The sequence below is a fragment of the Ochrobactrum sp. S1502_03 genome (assembly GCF_044435015.1).
Classification (GTDB): Bacteria; Pseudomonadota; Alphaproteobacteria; order Rhizobiales; family Rhizobiaceae; genus Brucella; species Brucella chromiisoli.
Genome location: NZ_JAYEXN010000017.1, coordinates 13,708 through 32,516, shown reverse-complemented (window position 1 = coordinate 32,516; position 18,809 = coordinate 13,708). Strand labels below are relative to the sequence as shown.

The following is an 18,809-nucleotide window of genomic DNA, read 5'->3' as shown; positions in this document are numbered from 1 at the left end:
ACCAACACGGAGGAATGAACGATGCTGAAGTCTTTGTCTTCCGATAACCGGATGGCTTTCGATGTCCTCAACATCATTGCCGGTCTCGGTCTTCTGCTGTCGCCTTGGCATCTCGGCTATGCGGCTGAAACCTATGCCGCATGGAATGCCTGGATCGTCGTTGCTGCCGTGACGCTGATCGCGGTCGCTGCGCTCTATACATTCCATCAGGTCGAGAAATGGGCCAACGTGGCACTCGACCTTTGAACCGCGCGGGCCAACCTCCGCTCGGCCACATGACCACATGGCGCATGATCCTCGCACAGCGCATGCTCGGGGCGGGCAAGAGAGGGGCGGCGGTGGCCGAAGCTGTCGGATACCATTCACATAGCGCGTTCGCCCAGGCGTTCAAAAGAACTTTGGGCCCTACACCCCCGTCCATGAAGTAATCGGCAGGCCTCCTCCAACGACACCCAACTTGCGGGCGGCATCAATTTATAGGGTTACGGAGTAGACGCAGTCCTCCGTTTCGTCATTCTCAAGCCGAAGAATACCGCCGACGCCTCATAACCTACAAAGCCATTCAGTGAAATAACCAATGGTTATTACACTCCGAGGCGGTTGCTTTCCAAGGGGGCCGCGCGCACCGTCCAGTGGCTACACAGGGAATTGAATGCGAAGCAAAAATCGGTCGGGATGCGCTCAGCTATCGTCCAGCAGGTGAAGCAAAGATCGAACGCGGAATTGCGATGCGTGTCGTCAGCCCCTTCGCCGACAGGTCACGGGTTATTCGTCCGCGGAGTTGATCCTCAACCATGGTTTTGATGAGTCGCGAACCAAACCCCTCTCCGGCTTCGCCATTCACGCAGCCGCTGAACTTCTCGTTCCATTCGATAATCTGGTGATCGCCGTCCGTGCTCACCGTGACATGAAGGGCTCCCGCAGCCCGAGACAACGCCCCGTATTTCGCGGCATTGGTGATCAGTTCGTGGAATACCAAGGCAACCGATGTCGCCACTCCCGGGTCAATTGTAACGTCCAGACCATCAATAGTGATTCGATTGTTGCTTCCGCCCATGTAGGGAGCGAGCAATTGTTCCAGCAAACCTCGCAGTGAAGCGGAGTTCTGCTTCATCCCGGCGCGAATAAGCCCATGGGCCCGGTGCAAGGCATCCAGACGGGCTCGTAAGGTTTCTGCAAGCGGCCGGTGTTCCGGCTGCTCTGGGACAGACACGGCGATCAACCCATTAACCAACGCAAACAGATTCTTGATCCGGTGGTCGAGTTCCTGAGATACCATCTCGCGTTGTTCTTCCAGCAGCTTAGGCGCATCGATATCCGATGACGTCCCGTACCAGCGGATGATCTCGCCGTCTGCATTTCGGAGCGGAAGGGCAACGACCCAGAGCCAACGATAGCTGCCGTCATGATAACGAAAGCGGTAGTCGATGTCGTAGGTCTTGCCAGTCTTCAGACACTCTTGCCAGGTTTCGGCAACCCGATCCCGGTCGTCAGGATGGATGAGTTTCTGCCAGGTTGTCGGCTGGATATTTTCCGGGGCGATGCCGGTGAATTCCGTCCACCGTCCGTTGAAATAATCGTGCCGTCCGTCCGCATCCGCGCTCCAGATTATCTGGGGTATGGATTCCGCCAGAAGGTCGAACCGAAGATTGCTCTGTTCGAGAGCGGCCGCCATCTCGCTCTGCTCAGTTGTGTCAATGACAACACCTGCGAACTGGACGATCCGTCCCCTGTCGTCACAGACAGGGCGCCCGGAAACAATAAACCAGCGGGTGTCCCCTTTGCTGGTTACTGCGCGATAGTGACAGCGATAATCCGAACCCGACGTGATTGCGGCGCGCAAACCCTCAAAGACTCGGTCGCGATCCTGGGGGTGAACAGATGGCGACAGCATATCAATCCTGACGCCACGCCGTGATTCCTCCTGGGAAATACCAAACAGGCCGGCAAAGGAGCCGCTCGTGGTTACCCTGTTACTGCGAACGTCCAGATCCCAGGTTCCTACGATACCACCGGCATCAAGTGCCAGTTCCATCCGCTGTTGCGACCACTCCAGCGCCTTGAGCGCCCGCATTCGTTCGGTCGTTTCGCTGGCAACCACCAGAACGCCATAGATGTGGGCATGGGTGTCGGCTATGGGTGTCAACGCGAGGCTGAACCAGGCCGTTTCCAACTGCCGGTCGCGCAACAACTTGACTGGCTGGTCGCGGAAACGCACGCCTTTGCCGTCGTAACAGGAACTGATCGCATCACGGAAAAAGCTGGCCGCTACGGGCAACGCTTTCGTAATCGGTTGCCCGAGTGCAGTTGCATAGCGCTCACCGAGCATCTCCTGCAGGGCATCATTCTGAACCACAAGGCCCTCGCGACCAATCAGAACTGCCATGGGTGCAGCAGAAAGCAAAATCAGTCGGACCGCTGATTTGAGTTCTTCTGGCCAGATATAGATCGGCCCCGCCGACGATCGAGACCAGTCGAAGGCACGGATGTTCCTCACCATGACGCTCGGGTTCGCGAATTCGTCATGCCCCTCACTGAACCGGGCGAACAGGTGCTCCGGCATTGTCCCTCCATCAAACGCTCAGTTCAAACCTACAATGCGTTTCGGCGCTCGTCCATTCGACATAGCTGTGTTTTAACTTATCTGTCAGCCTAGACCTTGGAGCAAAGGTGGCAGATGTCCTTATATACTGAATTGTCTATTTAAGATCATCGAGTTGTAGCATTTACAGCAGCATCATAAATATCTGCTCTGTAATCTTCCTTCGAACAAGCCCCCTGTGTGCCCCAGCCACGGAACTTAAGCTATCACATTGCGTTAAAAGACGGGTGAAGATGCCCGCTTTGAACCGGAACACTGGCTAATTCTCACATTTTTCCGCGAACTTAGCGGCCTTCGGCGCTTCAAATATCGATCCGACAATTCATGAGAGGAGAAGTACCATGGCAAAGGAAAAGACCCTTGAAGACCTGTTCCACGACACTCTCAAGGACATCTATTACGCTGAGCGCAAGATCCTGAAGGCTTTGCCGAAGATGAAACGTGCGGCGCAGTCGGAAGACCTGAAGGCTGCTTTCGAGAAGCATCGCGAAGAGACGGAGGGCCATGTCGAACGACTTGTCCAGGTATTCGAGATCATGGGCAAGGCAGCGAGAGGCAAAACCTGCGACGCGATCGAAGGGATCATCGCCGAAGGCGAGGAGATCATGGAGGAGTTCAAGGATACAGCGGCGCTCGACGCCGGCCTGATTTCGTCCGCGCAGGCGGTCGAGCACTACGAAATCACCCGATATGGAACTTTGAAGCGGTGGGCAAAAGAACTTGGCCTGAGCGATGCGGCGAAGCTTCTCGATCAGACGCTTCAGGAAGAGTCGAAAACGGACAGCGATCTGACGAAACTTGCGGATGCTTCGGCCAACCAACGCGCCAAGGCTGCGTGATCATGAAGCAAGGGTGCCACTCGGCACCCTTGCCAATTTGTATAGAGATCACATAACGGACGGGAGCCAGCTATGTCAGCCACCGACAAAGCCGCAAATGTGCAGAAATCACTCAAGATTCATGACCAAAAGCTCGAAGCCAGCCCAGGCGGAGATCTTTATCAGATTGCCGGCGACAAGACACCTGCCATGACCACCGCGCAGGGTGGGCCGGTGTCAGACGACCTCAACACGTTGAAGATCGGCCAGCGTGGTCCTACGCTGATTGAGGATTTTCATTTCCGGGAAAAAATCTTTCACTTCGACCATGAGCGTATTCCCGAACGCGTGGTTCATGCGCGGGGCTACGGCGCGCATGGCTATTTCGAGACGACAAAGTCACTCAGCGAATATACGCGCGCAGACATTTTCCAACGGGCTGGCGAGAAGACGCCAGTCTTCGTCCGTTTCTCCACGGTCGCCGGTTCGAAGGGTTCGTTCGACCTTGCCCGAGATGTGCGCGGCTTCGCCGTCAAGATGTATACCAATGAAGGTAACTGGGATATTGTCGGCAACAACATTCCCGTGTTCTTCATCCAGGACGCCATCCGGTTTCCCGATATGGTCCATGCCGTCAAGGAGGAGCCTGACCGGGCTTTTCCGCAGGCCCAGTCAGCCCATGACAATTTCTGGGACTTCATCAGCCTGACGCCGGAATCCATGCACATGATCATGTGGGTCATGTCGGATCGCGCCATCCCGCGCTCCTTCCGCTTCATGGAGGGGTTTGGTGTTCATACGTTCCGTTTCCTGAACGACAAGGACAAGTCGACTTTCGTCAAATTCATCTGGAAGCCGAAACTTGGCCTCCAATCGGTCGTCTGGAACGAGGCTGTCAAAATCAATGGTGCGGATCCGGATTTCCATCGCCGCGATCTGTGGACCGCGATCCAGGCCGGCGACTTCCCTGAATGGGAACTGTGCGTGCAGCTCTTCGATCAGGACTTCGCGGATAGTTTCGATTTCGATGTGCTCGACCCGACGAAGCTGATTCCGGAAGAAGTCATCAAGCCAATACCGGTCGGACGGCTGGTGCTGGATCGGATGCCGGATAATTTCTTTGCCGAGACTGAACAGGTCGCGTTCATGACGCAGAACGTTCCCCCCGGCATCGATTTCTCCAATGACCCGCTGCTCCAGGGGCGCAATTTCTCCTATCTCGACACGCAGTTGAAAAGATTGGGCAGCCCCAATTTCACACATATCCCGATCAATGCGCCGAAGTGTCCGTTCCACCATCTCCAGCAGGACGGCCATATGGCGATGCGCAACCCTGTCGGACGAGCAAATTACCAGCCTAATTCCTGGGGCGAAGGGCCGAGGCCTGATCCCACGCGCGGGTTCCGGTCGTTTGCAGCGCAGGAAGACGGACAGAAAGTTCGCCTCCGACCGGAGAGCTTCGCCGACCATTACAGCCAGGCGAGGCAGTTCTATCTGAGCCAGACCGCTGTGGAGCAGAACCATATCGCTATGGCGCTGACCTTCGAACTGTCGAAGGTGGAAACGCCTGTGATCCGCGAGCGTATTGTGTCTCATCTGCTCAACATCGATGCCAACCTTGCGGAAACGGTCGCCGGAAAGCTCGGCATCCGCAAGATGCCGAAGGCTGCGGATGCGATGGTGCCCGTGCGCGACGATCTTGCTCCGTCTCCTGCACTCAGCATTATTGAGAACGGACCCGGCACCTTCAAGGGCAGAAAGATCGGCGTGCTTGTTGCCAATGGCACTGATGCGCAGGTGCTCAAGGGTATCCGGCACGCCGCGGAGAAGGAAGGCGCAATGGTGGAACTGGTTGCGCCGACGGTCGGAGGTTTCGAAGCATCCAGCGGCGACTGGATAGAGGCCGACCATATGATTGACGGCGGTCCATCCGTATTGTTTGATGCTGTAGCCCTTGTGTTATCTGAAGAAGCGGCCAACCGGCTTATCGGCGAGTCCACGGCAAGAGACTTTGTTGCAGATGCTTTTGCCCACTGCAAGTTCATTGGCTTTACCGCAGGCGCAATGGCGCTGCTTGCCAAGGCCGGTATCGAGCCCGAAATGGACGAAGGGCTGATCCCCCTCGACAATGCAAGGGCGGCTACCGATTTCGTCGCGTCCTGCCGCAAGCTCCGGATATGGGCGCGTGAAGATACCGTAAAGCTCTGAGCTCACGGCATACAACTGATGTGAAGAGATGTTCGAAGTGCAAACACAAGCGGCCCGGCCCAGCCGGGCCGTTTACCGCGCATATTGGAATGTGGAGAAATTGGTAATCGCCCATGAAGAACATTGCTATCGTCGGCACCGGTCCGACCGGGATCTATACTTTCTCCTCGCTGCTTAAATTCGCAGAGCCAATTTCCATCTCGATCTACGAGAAGGAAGATGAAGCCGGCGTAGGCATGCCTTATAATGACGATGAGAACAGCCGCATGATGCTTGCCAACATCGCCAGCATCGAGATACCGCCGATTACCTCGACCTATCTCGACTGGCTGCACGAGCAGGACGAAACGCGTCTCGCTCGATACCGGGTCGACAAGGAAGGTCTTCACGATCGACAATTCCTGCCCCGCATTCTGCTGGGCGAATATTTCCGGGATCAGTTTCTGGCTCTTGTCGAGGCAGCGCGTCGAAAAGGCTTTGAAGTCGAAGTGCATGAATCCTGCGAGGTCACGGATATCGAAGCCGCCGCCAATGGCGTAAAGCTCTGGTCTGATGGCAGCCTCGTTTCGAAACTCTTCGATCTCGTCGTCATCGCCACCGGCCACGTCTGGCCCGACGACGACGAAGCAACGCGCAGTTATTTTCCCAGCCCCTGGTCTGGACTGATCGAAGCCAGAATACCAGCGTGTAAAGTGGGCATTATGGGCACATCGCTCAGCGCCATCGACGCAGCGATGGCGGTCGTTGCCCAACATGGAAGCTTCATCGAGGAAGAAGACGAAAGCCTGCGCTTCGACCTTGACCCGGACAGTAAAGGTCTGACGATAACGCTTATGTCCCGTTCAGGCATCCTGCCAGAAGCGGATTTTTATTGCCCGATCCCTTACGAGCCCTTGCAGATTGCCACGGAGCAGGCGATCAACAGGGAGATCGAGAGCGGTGCCAGTGGCTTGCTTGACAGGATATTTGCCTTGGTCGCGCGCGAAATCGAGTACGCCGATCCGGCCTGGAGTGAGCGTGTTACGCTTTCGAAGCTCGACGCTGATAGCTTCGCTGATGCCTACTTTGCCGACCGCCAAAACCACGATGCGTTCCGCTGGGCAGAATACAATCTCAAAGAAGTCGAGCGCAACAAGCGGGAGAAGCATACCGTCCTCTGGCGCTATGCAATCCTTCGGCTGCACGAGGTCGTGCAGGAGATCATCCCGCATCTCAATGAAGAGGACCGCGAGCGGTTTGATACCGGTCTCTGCAAGGTCTTCGTCGACAACTATGCCGCCATCCCGTCGGAATCGATCCGCAGGCTGCTGGCGCTGCGCAAGGCCGGCCTGATAGACGTGCTCGAACTTGGGCACGATTACGACATGGAGGTAAGGAAGGATCACACCATCATCGCCATTGGCTCGGAAATACGGACATTTGACGTGTTCATCGACGCCCGTGGCCAGAAGCCACTCAAGACGAAGGATTTGCCGTTTCCGTCACTGCGCCGGCAACTCGTTTCGGTCGGGGAGGATATTCCGGACGTCTCAGACGACTACACTCTGCTGGCACCGGACATTGCATGTGGCAAGATTGCGTTCGGCGCGCTGCCGTATCTGATGCACGACCAGCCTTTCGTGCAGGGAATTACGGCAAGTGCCGACATTGGAGCAGCAATGGCTACTGCTGTCAGTGAACTAAAACACCAAACGCGCCGGCGGCTTCCTTTTATTGATCTCTCCTGATCGAAGCTGAAACATTGACGGGTCAGACAGATACGCCCATGCGAGCGGCCTGGATTATATCTTCGATCAATTCACGCCTTGCACGTTCTCTCGCGACACTGTCGTTTAACCGCAAGATATAGGATGGATGCCAGGAGATCAGCACCGGTCCACCATGTAACCCGATTTCAGCCTGACCGCGTCGCGAAGTAAGAGGAGCGTTGTTATCCGTCAGAGCGAACGCCGCAGAGGCCCCCAACGCAACCACCATGCGTGGACGGATGAAAGCCAGCTCAAGCCCAAGCCACCAGCGACAATGCAGAATTTCCTGCCGGTCAGGATTTTGATGCAGGCGGCGCTTGCCACGCGGCGTGAACTTAAAATGCTTGACTGCATTTGTCAGCCAGACACGTTCGGTTCCCACTTGCGCCGCAACCATCACCTCGCGCAGGAGACGACCGGCTGGACCGACAAAGGGACGCCCTTCCAGGTCCTCACGATCACCCGGCTGTTCTCCTACAATCATGAGCTCAGCGTCTTCCGGCCCTTCACCCCAAACAGTCTGGGTTGCGGCCTCGCATAATCCACATCGACGGCAATGTCCGGCAGCCGCTCGCGCTTCGATCATTGTCTGGGGGAGTTCGGCCGCTTGCGGCATTGCAGCGCGATAACGGGTCGAAATCGCGACTGCGCCAGCCGCTGGTGACGTTTCTGCAGCCGCGCGCATTCGCTCCACTCGCGACTCGGCATCTCGTAACATATCTGGAAACAGGCGCGTTTCGGGTAGGTTCTTCCAATACTTCTTAGGCATTTCCGCGCGCATCGCATTCAACTTTACCCGTGCCGGATTGAAGATGTTCGCGAAATAGGTGCCCCAAAGCGTTTCGGTGACATCTTCCGATAAGTCAGGGCGTGTGCCGCCTGGGTGGTAACTAAGTCTGCCGGCCTCAAATCGAGCTGTAAGCCTGGGCGTGGCGATCACCCAGTCCATATCCGCGAAACGCTTTACAAAAAAGGAACTACCCGGTTCGACTATATTATGCTCCGGCTCAAACCAGGCTGCAAAGCGACGACGCAATCCAGTCTCAGGTAATTCGCGAAACCGTACGAAAGCATGCATCTTGTGGATATCACGACCAACCGATTTTGCCATGAGATGCAGCCGCCGCCCAAGCGGGTCGGCATGGCTTAAAGGTTCTCCCGCGTTTCGGTCAAGCCGCCATAACGCCTGATAGAGCAGTCCGAACCGTTCCGGATTCGAATGCCAGATGACCGAATGCGCAAGCTTCAAAAACCCCTGCGTAACGCTTGCCTTATGCTCACCAGGCGCATTGGGCAGCGACGCCCCATCAAACAATCCGTCTGCTCCGATCCAATCGATATCATTTGGCTCGATACCATGTGATATCGCGATGCGCGCCATCTCACGCCACGCATCGAAGGTGCCGCCGTCGGGTAGTTTAACGGAATAGATCATAATAGCCGCAGTTGCTCAGCGGGAGGTGCAAATCGAGCGCGTAAATCGACGTTGTCGATGAGCCGCCCCGGCGACCAGCCAGGTGTCATGATAAAGGGGCGTGCCTTGTTCATGTTGGCACCTATCCGCACCAGATCTTCGTATCTTAAACCGCCGTTCTGGCGCGCAACGATTATGCGATCCACCGTGCGGGTACCGAATCCAGGAACACGCAGCAGCAATTCACGGCTTGCACGGTTTACATCCAGAGGGAATAGGCCACGGTGCTGTATGGCCCAGGCAAGTTTTGGATCCAGTTCCAAATCAAGATGACCAGCCTTCGTGCCGGTAGCGATTTCCTCGGCGGTGAAACCATAAAAACGCAAAAGCCAATCTGCCTGATATAGGCGGTGTTCACGCAGAAGCGGAGGCTGGATCAAGGGCAGAGCTGCGGAGGCGTCCGGTATCGGGGAGAATGCTGAATAATAAACCCGTCGCAGCTTGTAACCACTGTAAAGCCGTGTCGACATTTTGAGGATGGTCACATCGTCTGCCCCATCCGCGCCGATGATCATCTGCGTGCTTTGCCCGGCCGGTGCAAACCGGCGCGGCTTACGCCCGGTATGGGTCTTATCTTTTGCCGCCTCGCCTTCCAGCCGCACTTGTGCCATCGCACCACGGATCGTTTCAGGGCGTTTTTCCGGAGCGAATTTGCGCACACTTGCGTCCTCCGGCAATTCGACATTAATCGATAGCCGATCAGCCCAAAGCCCGGCCTCCCGGATCAAGTCCGGACTTGCATCGGGAATCGTCTTGAGATGGATATAGCCGCGGAAGCCGTGACCCTCCCGCAATGTCCGCGCTATGCGTACCATATCGGACATGGTCTGGTCGGGGGACTTGATGATGCCCGAGGACAAGAACAGGCCCTCGATGTAATTGCGTCGATAAAATTCCAGCGTGAGCGAGACAACTTCCTCGACTGAGAACCGCGCCCGTTCCACGTTCGAGCTGACCCGGTTTATGCAATAGGCACAGTCGAAGATGCAGAAGTTGGTCATAAGAATTTTCAGCAGGCTGATACAGCGCCCATCCGGAGTGTAAGCATGGCAAATCCCTGCCCCTCCCGACGATCCGACACCGCCCTTGCTTGCATCGCGCTTCTCGCCACCGCTTGACGCACAAGATGCATCGTATTTTGCCGCATCCGATAGAATGGCAAGTTTATCCTGAAGGCTCTTTTTCACCATATGAGCGAAGATACATGTTCATGTTTTGTTCGTCAATAAAAGAGATTTTTTGCGGATCGCTCACCACGACGTGACCTGTCGCCTGCAAATCTGTTCCCGAAGCCACCGACGCACCGATCTTCGCGATTTCCCAAATGCCAATAGACACCCGATCGAAGTGGGATGGAAGCGTGCCTCTACAGGAGCATTGCCTGCTGAAACGTCGATTTTTAGCTGAAATACCAATGCCTCGGCCTGCATTGAATTTTAGTGAGATTGTTCGTTCCCTTGTACGGCTACAGCACTACCAACATGCAGAACGGTCGAATGACTATGCGTGTTCTCTGCCTGCGTGTAATGGCGGTTGCCTTCGACATAAGCCTCGCAAGCGGTCCCCTGCAGGACACGCGCGACGTCGGCAAAGACCTCTTCGCGTTCCTTGATGCTGAGGTCTTTGATGAGTTTTATCTTCTCTTCTCTTCCCTATCCGGTCTCACTCTGAACAGACGTGGGATATTGACCGATCTCATCAAGCCTCGGTCACGACAGAGCTAGGATAGAGGAAATTTCTGTTCAAGACCTCAGTGAAGCTTGAACTCGCCTTCGACGCGGCGCCATTCATTCGGTCCGATCAAGCACTGATGCGTATAGCGGACAGAATGGAGCGGGCCTTCAAGCCTGGACTGCCAGAAATCCAGGAACCTGTGCATCTCAGGAAAATCGGGTGCCAGATCGTAGTCCTGCCAGACATAGGTCTGCAGCACGGATTCGAAATCAGGAATGCGATAGAGGATGTGCGCGGTGGTGAGGCCGTAGCCATTGAGCTGACGTTCCAGATCCGATGAGAATTGCATGCTTCATCTCCGTTTCATGACACTGTGAAGTGTGTCGCAAAATTTCACGACCATCAACGGATTTTTAAACGCAATCGCGCCGTTTATTGTTCCTTTCCAGTATGTTAGTAGCATCAGAAGACGAGTGCTAATTTTTTCGTTTCTCCCTCTTGAAATCGAAAAATCTCAAAACCAGATCATTTTGCGCAAAATGCTCGACTTGAGGTTTTGCACCCGCCCGGACCGATCATTCGGTCCGGCCAGAGGGAACAACGTCATCATTTTTGCTCAACGGAGGAAAACATGTCGTTCCGACCGCTTCATGATCGCATTCTCGTCCGCCGGGTCGAATCCGAAGAAAAGACCAAGGGCGGCATCATCATTCCCGACACCGCCAAGGAAAAGCCGCAGGAAGGCGAAGTCATCGCCGTAGGTCCCGGCGCGCGCAACGATGCCGGCCAGATCCAGGCGCTCGACGTCAAGGCCGGCGACCGCATCCTGTTCGGCAAATGGTCCGGCACCGAGATCAAGATCAACGGCGAAGACCTGCTGATCATGAAGGAAAGCGATGTCATGGGCATCATCGAAACCCAGGCAGAGCAGAAAAAAGCTGCCTGAGGCGATAACCCGTCAATCCAACCCATCAGTCACATAGCTGCCTATTGAGGAGTTAGAAAAAATGGCTGCGAAAGAAGTCAAGTTCCACACCGATGCCCGTGAACGCATGCTGCGGGGAGTTGACGTGCTGGCCAATGCCGTGAAGGTCACGCTCGGTCCAAAGGGCCGCAATGTCGTGATCGACAAGTCCTTCGGTGCCCCTCGTATAACCAAGGACGGCGTTTCCGTCGCCAAGGAAATTGAACTGGAAGACAAGTTCGAGAACATGGGCGCCCAGATGCTGCGCGAAGTGGCATCGAAGACGAACGATCTCGCCGGCGACGGCACGACAACCGCGACCGTGCTTGCCCAGGCCATCGTTAAGGAAGGCGCCAAGGCCGTCGCCTCCGGCATGAATCCGATGGACCTGAAGCGTGGCATCGATCTCGCCGTCGATGCGGTTGTCAAGGAGTTGAAGACCAACGCCCGCAAGATCACCAGCAATTCCGAAATTGCTCAAGTTGGTACCATCTCCGCCAACGGAGATACGGAGATCGGTCGTTATCTTGCCGAGGCGATGGAGAAAGTCGGCAACGAAGGTGTTATAACTGTCGAAGAAGCCAAGACCGCTGAAACCGAACTCGAAGTCGTCGAAGGCATGCAGTTCGATCGCGGCTATCTCAGCCCCTACTTCGTCACCAACCAAGACAAGATGCGGGTGGAACTGGAAGATCCCTATATCCTGATCCATGAGAAGAAGTTGTCGAACCTGCAGGCGATGCTGCCGGTTCTCGAAGCCGTCGTCCAGTCCGGCAAACCGCTCGTCATCATCGCTGAAGACGTCGAAGGGGAAGCTCTTGCAACGCTTGTCGTCAACAAGCTGCGTGGCGGTCTCAAGATAGCTGCCGTCAAGGCTCCTGGCTTCGGCGACCGTCGCAAGGCCATGCTGGAAGACATCGCCATCCTGACGGGAGGAACCGTGATCTCGGAAGACCTCGGCATCAAGTTGGAAAACGTCACCCTCAACATGCTCGGCCGGGCGAAGAGAGTGGCGATCGAGAAGGAGAACACCACCATTATCGATGGCGTCGGTTCCAAGGCGGAAATCGATGGCCGCGTTGCGCAGATTCGGGCTCAGATCGAGGAGACAACCTCCGACTACGACCGCGAAAAGCTACAGGAACGTCTTGCCAAGCTTGCCGGGGGCGTTGCCGTCATCCGCGTCGGTGGCTCGACGGAAGTCGAAGTGAAGGAGAAAAAGGACCGCGTCGACGATGCGCTGCATGCGACCCGCGCCGCGGTAGAGGAAGGCATTCTCCCGGGTGGCGGTGTCGCTCTCCTGCGCGCCGTTAAGGCGCTCGAGGACCTTCCGATCGCGAACGACGATCAGCGTGTCGGCGTCGAGATCGTGCGACGGGCGATTGAAGCACCTGTTCGCCAGATCGCCGAAAATGCCGGTGCCGAAGGTTCGATCATTGTCGGCAAACTGCGTGAAAAAACCGACTTCTCCTATGGCTGGAACGCCCAGACCGGCGAATATGGTGATCTTTATGCTCAGGGTGTCATCGATCCGGTCAAGGTTGTGCGCACTGCGCTGCAGGACGCAGCCTCGGTTGCCGGTCTTCTGGTGACAACGGAAGCGATGATAGCGGAGAAGCCCAAAAAGGAGGCCGCTCCAGCCCTACCGGCTAGCGCCGGCATGGATTTCTAAGCGATTGTCTTAGGCTCGCCCCCGCTGGGGGCGAGCCTCCAATGAGGAGATAAAAATGGTTCAGAATACAATCAAGCGCCCACCCCAACCACTCTATTCCAGAGACCTTGTTGTCTGTCAGAGGGTTTTCGATGACATTCGATCGAGAGCTGGCGTTGCCAAGGAGACTGAGGAAGCGGAGCGAATGGCGGCCATCACTGTGGAATTATACAGGCAAGGTGTTCGCGAACCGAGCCATCTAAAAACAATGGTCGAGGCCGCGCGAGGCGTGTTCGATCACCGGGCGCACTAACGACTTGCGCCACATGCAACCGAAACCATCCACCTGGCATCAAAGGGGGTCAAGCTATGAGAAAGGAAAGATTGGAAAATTCGATTCCGGAGAAACCAGCAGCAATTAGCGCCGAGCATCTGCATCATCCGGCCCAACATTTCGGTCATCCCCGAGACGTTCTTGCAGCCGACGATATCGACATAGACGAGAAACGCGCCATTCTTGCGTCGTGGGCATCCGACATCTTTGCCATCGATTCCAGTCCGGCCCTTCGCCTTTATCCTGGAACCGATAAGGCCGTCTCATATGACGAAATCATCGAAGCGCTGAAGACGCTGGACCTGTCTGATCGGCAAGGGCGAGGCGCTCACGTATCGAAGAATGCACGGCAAAATCCGCAGCTAATCCGTCGAATGGCCAGCGCTACCAAATGTTTCACCAATCGCGGATTAAAGCCCTGTACGGGCCTTTGAAGTCAGCGCATCATCAAGAAACCGGACGGCATTGAGAATCGCTTGATCCGCTTCAGGCAGGACACCGGCCAGCAGATGCCAGACATGAAACATACCCGGCCACACTTCAAGCGACACGCGCACACGAGCCTCACCCAGATTGGATGCAAGGCGGATTGCATCGCTGAGCATTACCTCGTTTTCACCGATCTGGATCAGCACCGGTGCCAGATCGTGTAAATCTGCGAAAACTGGAGAGGCATCAGGATGTGTCGGCAATTCCCCGGCAAGGAACATCCGCGCCAGCTTATTCAAAAATTCGACGCTGCAAAGCGGATCAATACCGTCGCGGACAGTGGCGGACAGGCCACTATGAGTTAGATTGGCCCAAGGTGAAAAAGCAGCACCCGCCACAGGCAATGCGATCCCCGCATCGCGGGCCTTGCGCATCATTGTGACAACCATCGCACCGCCAGCGGAATCGCCCGCAAGAACGAGGTTTTTCGGATCAACGCCTGATGAAAGCAGCGCACGATAGGCGGCAAACACATCATCAATCGGGGTTGGAAACGGAAATTCCGGTGCCTGACGATAATCGGGTGCGTAGATTTTTGCATTCAAGGCCTTTGCCAGCCGCCCGGTCAAACCGCGATAGCCTTCAACGCCGCCATGAACATATCCGCCGCCGTGGATATAGAGCAAGACCCGTTGAGGTTCCGGGCCTTCGGGAACAGCCGTCATCGTCGGCACGGAATCCAGCGTCGCGGTTCCATAGGAAACGTCTTTCATCGCGGGAAACAGGTGGCCAAGACCGCTCATATAATCAGTACGGACTTGCGCCCAACTGGCTTCTGACGTGCCGTAAATCTTTTCTACAACGGGACCCGCGGCCTCGATCCAGCCGTTGAGGGCCGCCTGTGCATTTTCGGGAAGCGTATTCTGGGAGGACATTTAAATACCTTTCATAATCTGTTCGACAATGAGTTATATGGACCTTCGATTGACGAACAGGTTTCCCCAATGCAGCGCCGTGACATCGCGAAACATCTGCCCGCTGCTTCCGAGCTTGATCTCGGGGCGTTGCGCATCTTTGTCGCCGTGGCAGAAGCCGGCAGCTTTGTCGGGGGTGGAAAGGCGGTGGGATTGACCCGTTCTGCGGCGGGTAAGGCGCTGGCGCGGCTGGAGGCTTACCTTGGAACGCGGCTGTTCCACCGCACCACCCGCCGCCTTTCCCTGACAACCGAGGGCCATGAATTCTACCACCGAAGCAGGCAACTGCTCGAAGACCTTGCCGAGGCCGAGGCAAGCATTCGTCCCAACCGGCTTCAGCCTCGCGGCACATTGCGCCTGACGGTCTCGGAAGGTTACGGAAAGGCGAAAATCATTCCTTACCTCGCGACTTATCTCGAAACCGCGCCCGATCTAGCTGTGGAAGTGAGCTTCACCGACCGGATGGTCGATCTGGTCGAAGAGGGCTTTGACCTTGCGATCCGGGTCGGGTCAGTCGCGACAAGCGGGCAGTATATCACGCAGGTGATCGACCGGACGCGGCTGGGACTTTATGCGTCACCGGACTATCTCCTCAAACGGGGCAAACCGGCCAGTACTGATGAGCTTAGGCATCATCAACGGTTAATTTACGGCCTGGGCACCACGTCAACGGTATGGAACCTGGTCCGTGAGGATGATCTGCCCATTACGATTGAAGGAGGTGTCCATATCCGCTTTGACAGCGGCGACGCGATCCGTGTGGCCGCCCTCGCGGGCCTTGGGATCGCACTTCTGCCCTCGTTCATCGTTGAACAAGATATCACGGACGGCAAGCTGGTGGAAATCCTGCCGAAAACCGCTATGAGCGAAGCCGCCATCCATGCGATTTATCCAGCAGGCGTCACCTTTCCATCCGCACCCGAAGCTTCATTGAGGGGCTGAAGCGTTCTTTCCGATAGTGCGGAGGCACCGCTCAATCTGGCTCATCCACGCTCACGGCAAGCGACAAGCCTGCCATAAGGATGATGAAGACGCCAAAGCCCAGCACGGTATGGAAAACGCCGATGTGGCCTGCGGCATATCCGGCTATCATCGCCAGAAGCGCGTTCGGCAGATAGCTGGCTATGTAGAAGGACGAGATCAGGCCGGCACGTTCTTCGGGCCTTGCCCGCGCCACAAGACCGCGCAAGACGCCAAGGAAGCCAGCGCCAAAGCCGATGCCGGTCGGCAGTGAACCGAACAGAAGCAAGACAGGGCTGTGAAATAGCGTACCGAGCAGGACGATCCCGGTTCCGGCAATAATCGCCAGCCCCGCCCAGTTGCGCGCCGTTGTTGCCGAATGATGGCGGAACAGCATGACGGCACCCGCACCCGCCAGAGTCAGAATTCCGACCGCAGCACCACTCAGCCACGCCATCGACGGTCCTGCCGCCATTTCGTGCAGAAGCCCGGGCAACAGCGACAGAAACAGCGCGCCCAATCCCCAGACCGCGACATTCAGCGGGATGATGCGGAGAAACATGGCTCGCACCTCGGTCGGAATCTCGACCTTTGGACGCAGGGATAAGCCTTTGCTGATTCTGTTCTGGAAAGTCTCCGCTGAAAGCAAGGTGCGCAGTATTTGGATCAGGGAAAGCCCCAGGGTCAGTGCATAGACCAGCCGCAAGGGTAACGGCGCGAACTGGACCAGAACACCTGCCCCGATCGCGCCCAATGCCATGCCAACCATAGGCGCCAGACTGTTGATCACCGCGCCTGTCTTGTGATCGACATCCAGAAGCGCTGCCGCAACCGCCGTGGTCGCAATACCTGTGGCAAAACCCTGAACCAGACGCGCCGCCACCAGCCAGCTTCCGCTGTCAGCAACGAGGAACATGACAAGGGCAACACATTCCACCGCGAGCGCCGCCACGATGACAGACCGTCGGCCATAATGGTTGGATAAAGCTCCCAGAAACAACAGCGAGACGAGCAGCGTTCCGACATAGATCGCGAAAATCACGCTGATCAGAAAGGCCGAAATGCCCCAGCTTGCCTGATAAAGCGGAAACAGCGGCGTCGTCATGCTCGATGCCGCGAAAAACAGAATGATGGTGAGGCCGTGCAAAGCAAGGGCGGATGAACTTTCCGCCCCGCCCCGCGTCTCGTTACAAAGGGTGGTCATGTCAGCGATTCCATGCTAAAAGCGAATTTGTTGCGTTTGTAGCGCAAACTGACCACTAAAGCAAATTATTTGCTTTAGTGGTCAGTTTGATGCGTCACGCCGTACCGTGGAAGACCTTGAATTGTCCTTGAGAGATCAGACAGATACAGCCCCTGCCCCAATCAGCCGACCGGGAGGCCGCGCGGCGCGGATACAGGCCGCCGTTCTGGAAGCCGTGGAAACACTGCGGCAGGAAAAGGCCGCATCCGAGATCACCGTGCCGATGATCGCGGCCCGCGCAGGCGTCACGCCCTCGACCATCTACCGCCGTTGGGGTGATCTTTCGCAATTGCTGGCCGATGTCGCCGTGCGGCAGTTTCAGGCCGATGCGCTGCCGGCGGATAGCGGCGACTGGCAAAGCGATCTTGGGCTCTGGCTTGAACAGTTCGTGGACGAGATGAGTTCAGGCCCCGGACGCGCATTGCTGCGCGAAGCGCTGGCCGGAAGCTCGACCGAACGTGCGGGCCAATGCACGGAATGTATCCTGCGCAACCTCGCCAGCATCATTGCTCGCGGTGTCCGGCAAGGCGCAACCCCGCCCGACGCAGAAACCGTGCTCGACCGGGTCGTGGCACCGGTGATCTACCGGATATTGTTTACGAAAACACCGCCCACCACGGACTATGCCGCAAAGCTATTGCGTCAATGTCTGGATGGGAAGACAGGCTGACTTTCGCCGTCTGTCCAGATCTTTCGGTCAATGCGTAACCGCGACAGCTTCCAGTTGCGCAGGCGCCATGAGCGCGAATGCGGAGCGCATTTCGCGCGCTTCCTCTCCGGGACTGCGACCGAAAAGCCGTTTGAACTCGCGGTTGAACTGTGACGCGCTTTCATAGCCGACCCGTGCCGCAGCCGCTGCTGCCGTTACATCGTCGCGGATCATCATAAGGCGCGCCTGATGCAGGCGGACAGACTTGATATATTGAATGGGCGAGGTTGCTGTAACCGCCTTGAAATGGGCATGGAAGGCGGGAGTGCTAAGGCCCGCTTCATTTGCCAGCGAGCCCACATCGAGCGGCTGGGCGTAATCGCTATGAATGCGCCGCAGAACACGCGCGATGCGGCCGAAATTGCCATGGCTTGCCAAGGCTGCCCGGATCGCACCGCCCTGCCCGCCCACCAGAACGCGGAAACACAATTCGCGAACGATGGCAGGCCCCAGCACCCTTGCTTCCAGCGGCGAACACAATGCGCGAAGCAGGCGCACCGTCGTATCGGCCAGCGTGGCGTCCAATGGTGTGGAGACGATACCGGCGGGCGGACTTGCCGGGCTGCTGGCCTGCTGATCGACCTCGATGATCAGATCGGCCACGGCGGTCATGTCGAGACGAACGGAGACAGCCAGCAAAGGCTCTTCGGGACTGGCATCCGTCTCTGTCGAGAAAGGCAGCGGGACGGACAGCACCAAATAATGCTGTGCATCGTATTGATAGACCTGATTGGCCAGATAGCCGCGTTTGTGCCCCTGACAGACGATCACGATGCTGGGCTCATACAGCACCGGCGTGCGGCCCAGCGGGCGATCCGCCCGCATGAGGCGGACGCCATCAAGCAGCGATTTCGTATGACCCTCATGCGGAGCAAGCTGCCGGATCAGCGACGCCATCTCGGCTTGCCGCGAGGTATCCGACTTGAATTCTCTCGTATTTATGTGGTGGTTATCCATACAAAATGGATACAATAACACACATACTGTCGGCAATAGACATTAAAATAAATAGTTTTAGGCA

The 18,809-nt window shown here is 56.6% G+C and carries 18 protein-coding genes; 11 read left to right on the top strand and 7 right to left on the bottom strand.

Going from position 1 to position 18,809, the window contains the following annotated elements:
• The first annotated feature begins 21 nt into the window (after positions 1 to 21).
• Together VBH83_RS12390 and VBH83_RS12385 are read left to right on the top strand one after the other, a co-directional pair.
• Entirely contained in the window at positions 22 to 246 is a 225-nt protein-coding gene (locus VBH83_RS12390; RefSeq protein ID WP_235925443.1) for an SPW repeat protein, read from the top strand.
• Positions 141 to 428, top strand: coding sequence for a helix-turn-helix domain-containing protein (locus VBH83_RS12385; protein ID WP_151682376.1), 288 nt, complete (start codon positions 141 to 143; stop codon positions 426 to 428). Before VBH83_RS12390 ends, VBH83_RS12385 begins: the two co-directional genes overlap by 106 nt.
• A gap of 257 nt (positions 429 to 685) precedes the next feature.
• On the opposite strand, the gene VBH83_RS12380 is transcribed toward VBH83_RS12385, so the two are convergent.
• The gene (locus tag VBH83_RS12380; RefSeq protein ID WP_396997919.1) at positions 686 to 2,563 is read right to left on the bottom strand and encodes a PAS domain-containing protein; all 1,878 of its coding nucleotides are present in this window, start codon (positions 2,561 to 2,563) and stop codon (positions 686 to 688) included.
• A gap of 380 nt (positions 2,564 to 2,943) precedes the next feature.
• Here VBH83_RS12380 and VBH83_RS12375 point away from each other — a divergent pair, with 380 nt between their 5' ends.
• The 3 genes from VBH83_RS12375 to VBH83_RS12365 all read left to right on the top strand — a co-directional run bounded on the left by VBH83_RS12375 (position 2,944) and on the right by VBH83_RS12365 (position 7,355).
• On the top strand, positions 2,944 to 3,441 hold the full coding sequence (locus VBH83_RS12375; RefSeq protein ID WP_109987526.1) for a ferritin-like domain-containing protein: 498 nt from the start codon (positions 2,944 to 2,946) through the stop codon (positions 3,439 to 3,441).
• A gap of 72 nt (positions 3,442 to 3,513) precedes the next feature.
• Positions 3,514 to 5,628 carry a catalase gene (locus VBH83_RS12370; protein WP_112672646.1) on the top strand — a complete coding sequence of 705 codons (2,115 nt, stop codon included), beginning with the start codon at positions 3,514 to 3,516 and terminating at the stop codon, positions 5,626 to 5,628.
• A gap of 113 nt (positions 5,629 to 5,741) precedes the next feature.
• Positions 5,742 to 7,355: an FAD-NAD(P)-binding protein gene (locus tag VBH83_RS12365; protein ID WP_109987528.1), complete on the top strand. Its 1,614-nt coding sequence runs from the start codon at positions 5,742 to 5,744 to the stop codon at positions 7,353 to 7,355.
• A 22-nt stretch (positions 7,356 to 7,377) separates the two neighbouring features.
• Here VBH83_RS12365 and VBH83_RS12360 read toward each other — a convergent pair whose 3' ends face one another.
• The 3 genes from VBH83_RS12360 to VBH83_RS12350 form a co-directional block, all read right to left on the bottom strand.
• Positions 7,378 to 8,811, bottom strand: a complete 1,434-nt coding sequence (locus tag VBH83_RS12360; RefSeq protein ID WP_109987529.1) for a UdgX family uracil-DNA binding protein — start codon at positions 8,809 to 8,811, stop codon at positions 7,378 to 7,380.
• Positions 8,808 to 10,037 (bottom strand): putative DNA modification/repair radical SAM protein, encoded by a 1,230-nt coding sequence (locus VBH83_RS12355; protein WP_198517584.1) that lies wholly within the window; start codon positions 10,035 to 10,037, stop codon positions 8,808 to 8,810. The genes VBH83_RS12360 and VBH83_RS12355 overlap by 4 nt, the downstream gene beginning before the upstream one ends.
• A gap of 563 nt (positions 10,038 to 10,600) precedes the next feature.
• Complete coding sequence (locus tag VBH83_RS12350) at positions 10,601 to 10,873, bottom strand: usg protein (protein WP_006469958.1); 273 nt, start codon at positions 10,871 to 10,873, stop codon at positions 10,601 to 10,603.
• Between the two features lie 282 nt (positions 10,874 to 11,155).
• On the opposite strand from VBH83_RS12350, the gene groES reads away from it, so the two are divergent.
• The 4 genes from groES to VBH83_RS12330 all read left to right on the top strand — a co-directional run bounded on the left by groES (position 11,156) and on the right by VBH83_RS12330 (position 13,907).
• Positions 11,156 to 11,470 carry a co-chaperone GroES gene (gene groES, locus VBH83_RS12345; protein WP_006471526.1) on the top strand — a complete coding sequence of 105 codons (315 nt, stop codon included), beginning with the start codon at positions 11,156 to 11,158 and terminating at the stop codon, positions 11,468 to 11,470.
• A 61-nt stretch (positions 11,471 to 11,531) separates the two neighbouring features.
• On the top strand, positions 11,532 to 13,160 hold the full coding sequence (groL, locus tag VBH83_RS12340) for a chaperonin GroEL (protein WP_109987531.1): 1,629 nt from the start codon (positions 11,532 to 11,534) through the stop codon (positions 13,158 to 13,160).
• Between the two features lie 55 nt (positions 13,161 to 13,215).
• Entirely contained in the window at positions 13,216 to 13,452 is a 237-nt protein-coding gene (locus VBH83_RS12335; protein ID WP_109987532.1) for a hypothetical protein, read from the top strand.
• A 56-nt stretch (positions 13,453 to 13,508) separates the two neighbouring features.
• Entirely contained in the window at positions 13,509 to 13,907 is a 399-nt protein-coding gene (locus VBH83_RS12330) for a hypothetical protein (protein WP_109987533.1), read from the top strand.
• Here VBH83_RS12330 and VBH83_RS12325 read toward each other — a convergent pair.
• Entirely contained in the window at positions 13,884 to 14,837 is a 954-nt protein-coding gene (locus VBH83_RS12325; RefSeq protein ID WP_109987534.1) for an alpha/beta hydrolase, read from the bottom strand. The genes VBH83_RS12330 and VBH83_RS12325 overlap by 24 nt on opposite strands.
• A gap of 69 nt (positions 14,838 to 14,906) precedes the next feature.
• Between VBH83_RS12325 and VBH83_RS12320 the strand changes: the two genes are divergently transcribed.
• Positions 14,907 to 15,818, top strand: coding sequence for a LysR family transcriptional regulator (locus VBH83_RS12320; RefSeq protein ID WP_396997913.1), 912 nt, complete (start codon positions 14,907 to 14,909; stop codon positions 15,816 to 15,818).
• Positions 15,819 to 15,849: 31 nt separating this feature from the next.
• Here VBH83_RS12320 and VBH83_RS12315 read toward each other — a convergent pair whose 3' ends face one another.
• Complete coding sequence (locus tag VBH83_RS12315) at positions 15,850 to 17,040, bottom strand: MFS transporter (protein WP_109987535.1); 1,191 nt, start codon at positions 17,038 to 17,040, stop codon at positions 15,850 to 15,852.
• Positions 17,041 to 17,167: 127 nt separating this feature from the next.
• Here VBH83_RS12315 and VBH83_RS12310 point away from each other — a divergent pair, with 127 nt between their 5' ends.
• A complete protein-coding gene (locus tag VBH83_RS12310; protein ID WP_162995101.1) occupies positions 17,168 to 17,749 on the top strand; it encodes a TetR/AcrR family transcriptional regulator in 582 nt (193 codons plus the stop codon).
• A 27-nt stretch (positions 17,750 to 17,776) separates the two neighbouring features.
• Here the strand turns inward: VBH83_RS12310 and VBH83_RS12305 are convergent, their stop codons facing one another.
• A complete protein-coding gene (locus VBH83_RS12305) occupies positions 17,777 to 18,685 on the bottom strand; it encodes an AraC family transcriptional regulator (RefSeq protein ID WP_109987537.1) in 909 nt (302 codons plus the stop codon).
• Between the last annotated feature and the right edge of the window lie 124 nt (positions 18,686 to 18,809).

Bases quoted from the DNA above. Each gene is read 5' to 3' on its own strand.
- VBH83_RS12390 (WP_235925443.1), top strand. From the start codon at position 22: ATGCTGAAGTCTTTGTCTTCCGATAACCGGATGGCTTTCGATGTCCTC.
- VBH83_RS12385 (WP_151682376.1), top strand. From the start codon at position 141: ATGGAATGCCTGGATCGTCGTTGCTGCCGTGACGCTGATCGCGGTCGC.
- VBH83_RS12380 (WP_396997919.1), bottom strand. From the start codon at position 2,563: ATGCCGGAGCACCTGTTCGCCCGGTTCAGTGAGGGGCATGACGAATTC.
- VBH83_RS12375 (WP_109987526.1), top strand. From the start codon at position 2,944: ATGGCAAAGGAAAAGACCCTTGAAGACCTGTTCCACGACACTCTCAAG.
- VBH83_RS12370 (WP_112672646.1), top strand. From the start codon at position 3,514: ATGTCAGCCACCGACAAAGCCGCAAATGTGCAGAAATCACTCAAGATT.
- VBH83_RS12365 (WP_109987528.1), top strand. From the start codon at position 5,742: ATGAAGAACATTGCTATCGTCGGCACCGGTCCGACCGGGATCTATACT.
- VBH83_RS12360 (WP_109987529.1), bottom strand. From the start codon at position 8,811: ATGATCTATTCCGTTAAACTACCCGACGGCGGCACCTTCGATGCGTGG.
- VBH83_RS12350 (WP_006469958.1), bottom strand. From the start codon at position 10,873: ATGCAATTCTCATCGGATCTGGAACGTCAGCTCAATGGCTACGGCCTC.
- groES (WP_006471526.1), top strand. From the start codon at position 11,156: ATGTCGTTCCGACCGCTTCATGATCGCATTCTCGTCCGCCGGGTCGAA.
- groL (WP_109987531.1), top strand. From the start codon at position 11,532: ATGGCTGCGAAAGAAGTCAAGTTCCACACCGATGCCCGTGAACGCATG.
- VBH83_RS12335 (WP_109987532.1), top strand. From the start codon at position 13,216: ATGGTTCAGAATACAATCAAGCGCCCACCCCAACCACTCTATTCCAGA.
- VBH83_RS12330 (WP_109987533.1), top strand. From the start codon at position 13,509: ATGAGAAAGGAAAGATTGGAAAATTCGATTCCGGAGAAACCAGCAGCA.
- VBH83_RS12325 (WP_109987534.1), bottom strand. From the start codon at position 14,837: ATGTCCTCCCAGAATACGCTTCCCGAAAATGCACAGGCGGCCCTCAAC.
- VBH83_RS12320 (WP_396997913.1), top strand. From the start codon at position 14,907: ATGCAGCGCCGTGACATCGCGAAACATCTGCCCGCTGCTTCCGAGCTT.
- VBH83_RS12315 (WP_109987535.1), bottom strand. From the start codon at position 17,040: ATGACCACCCTTTGTAACGAGACGCGGGGCGGGGCGGAAAGTTCATCC.
- VBH83_RS12305 (WP_109987537.1), bottom strand. From the start codon at position 18,685: ATGGCGTCGCTGATCCGGCAGCTTGCTCCGCATGAGGGTCATACGAAA.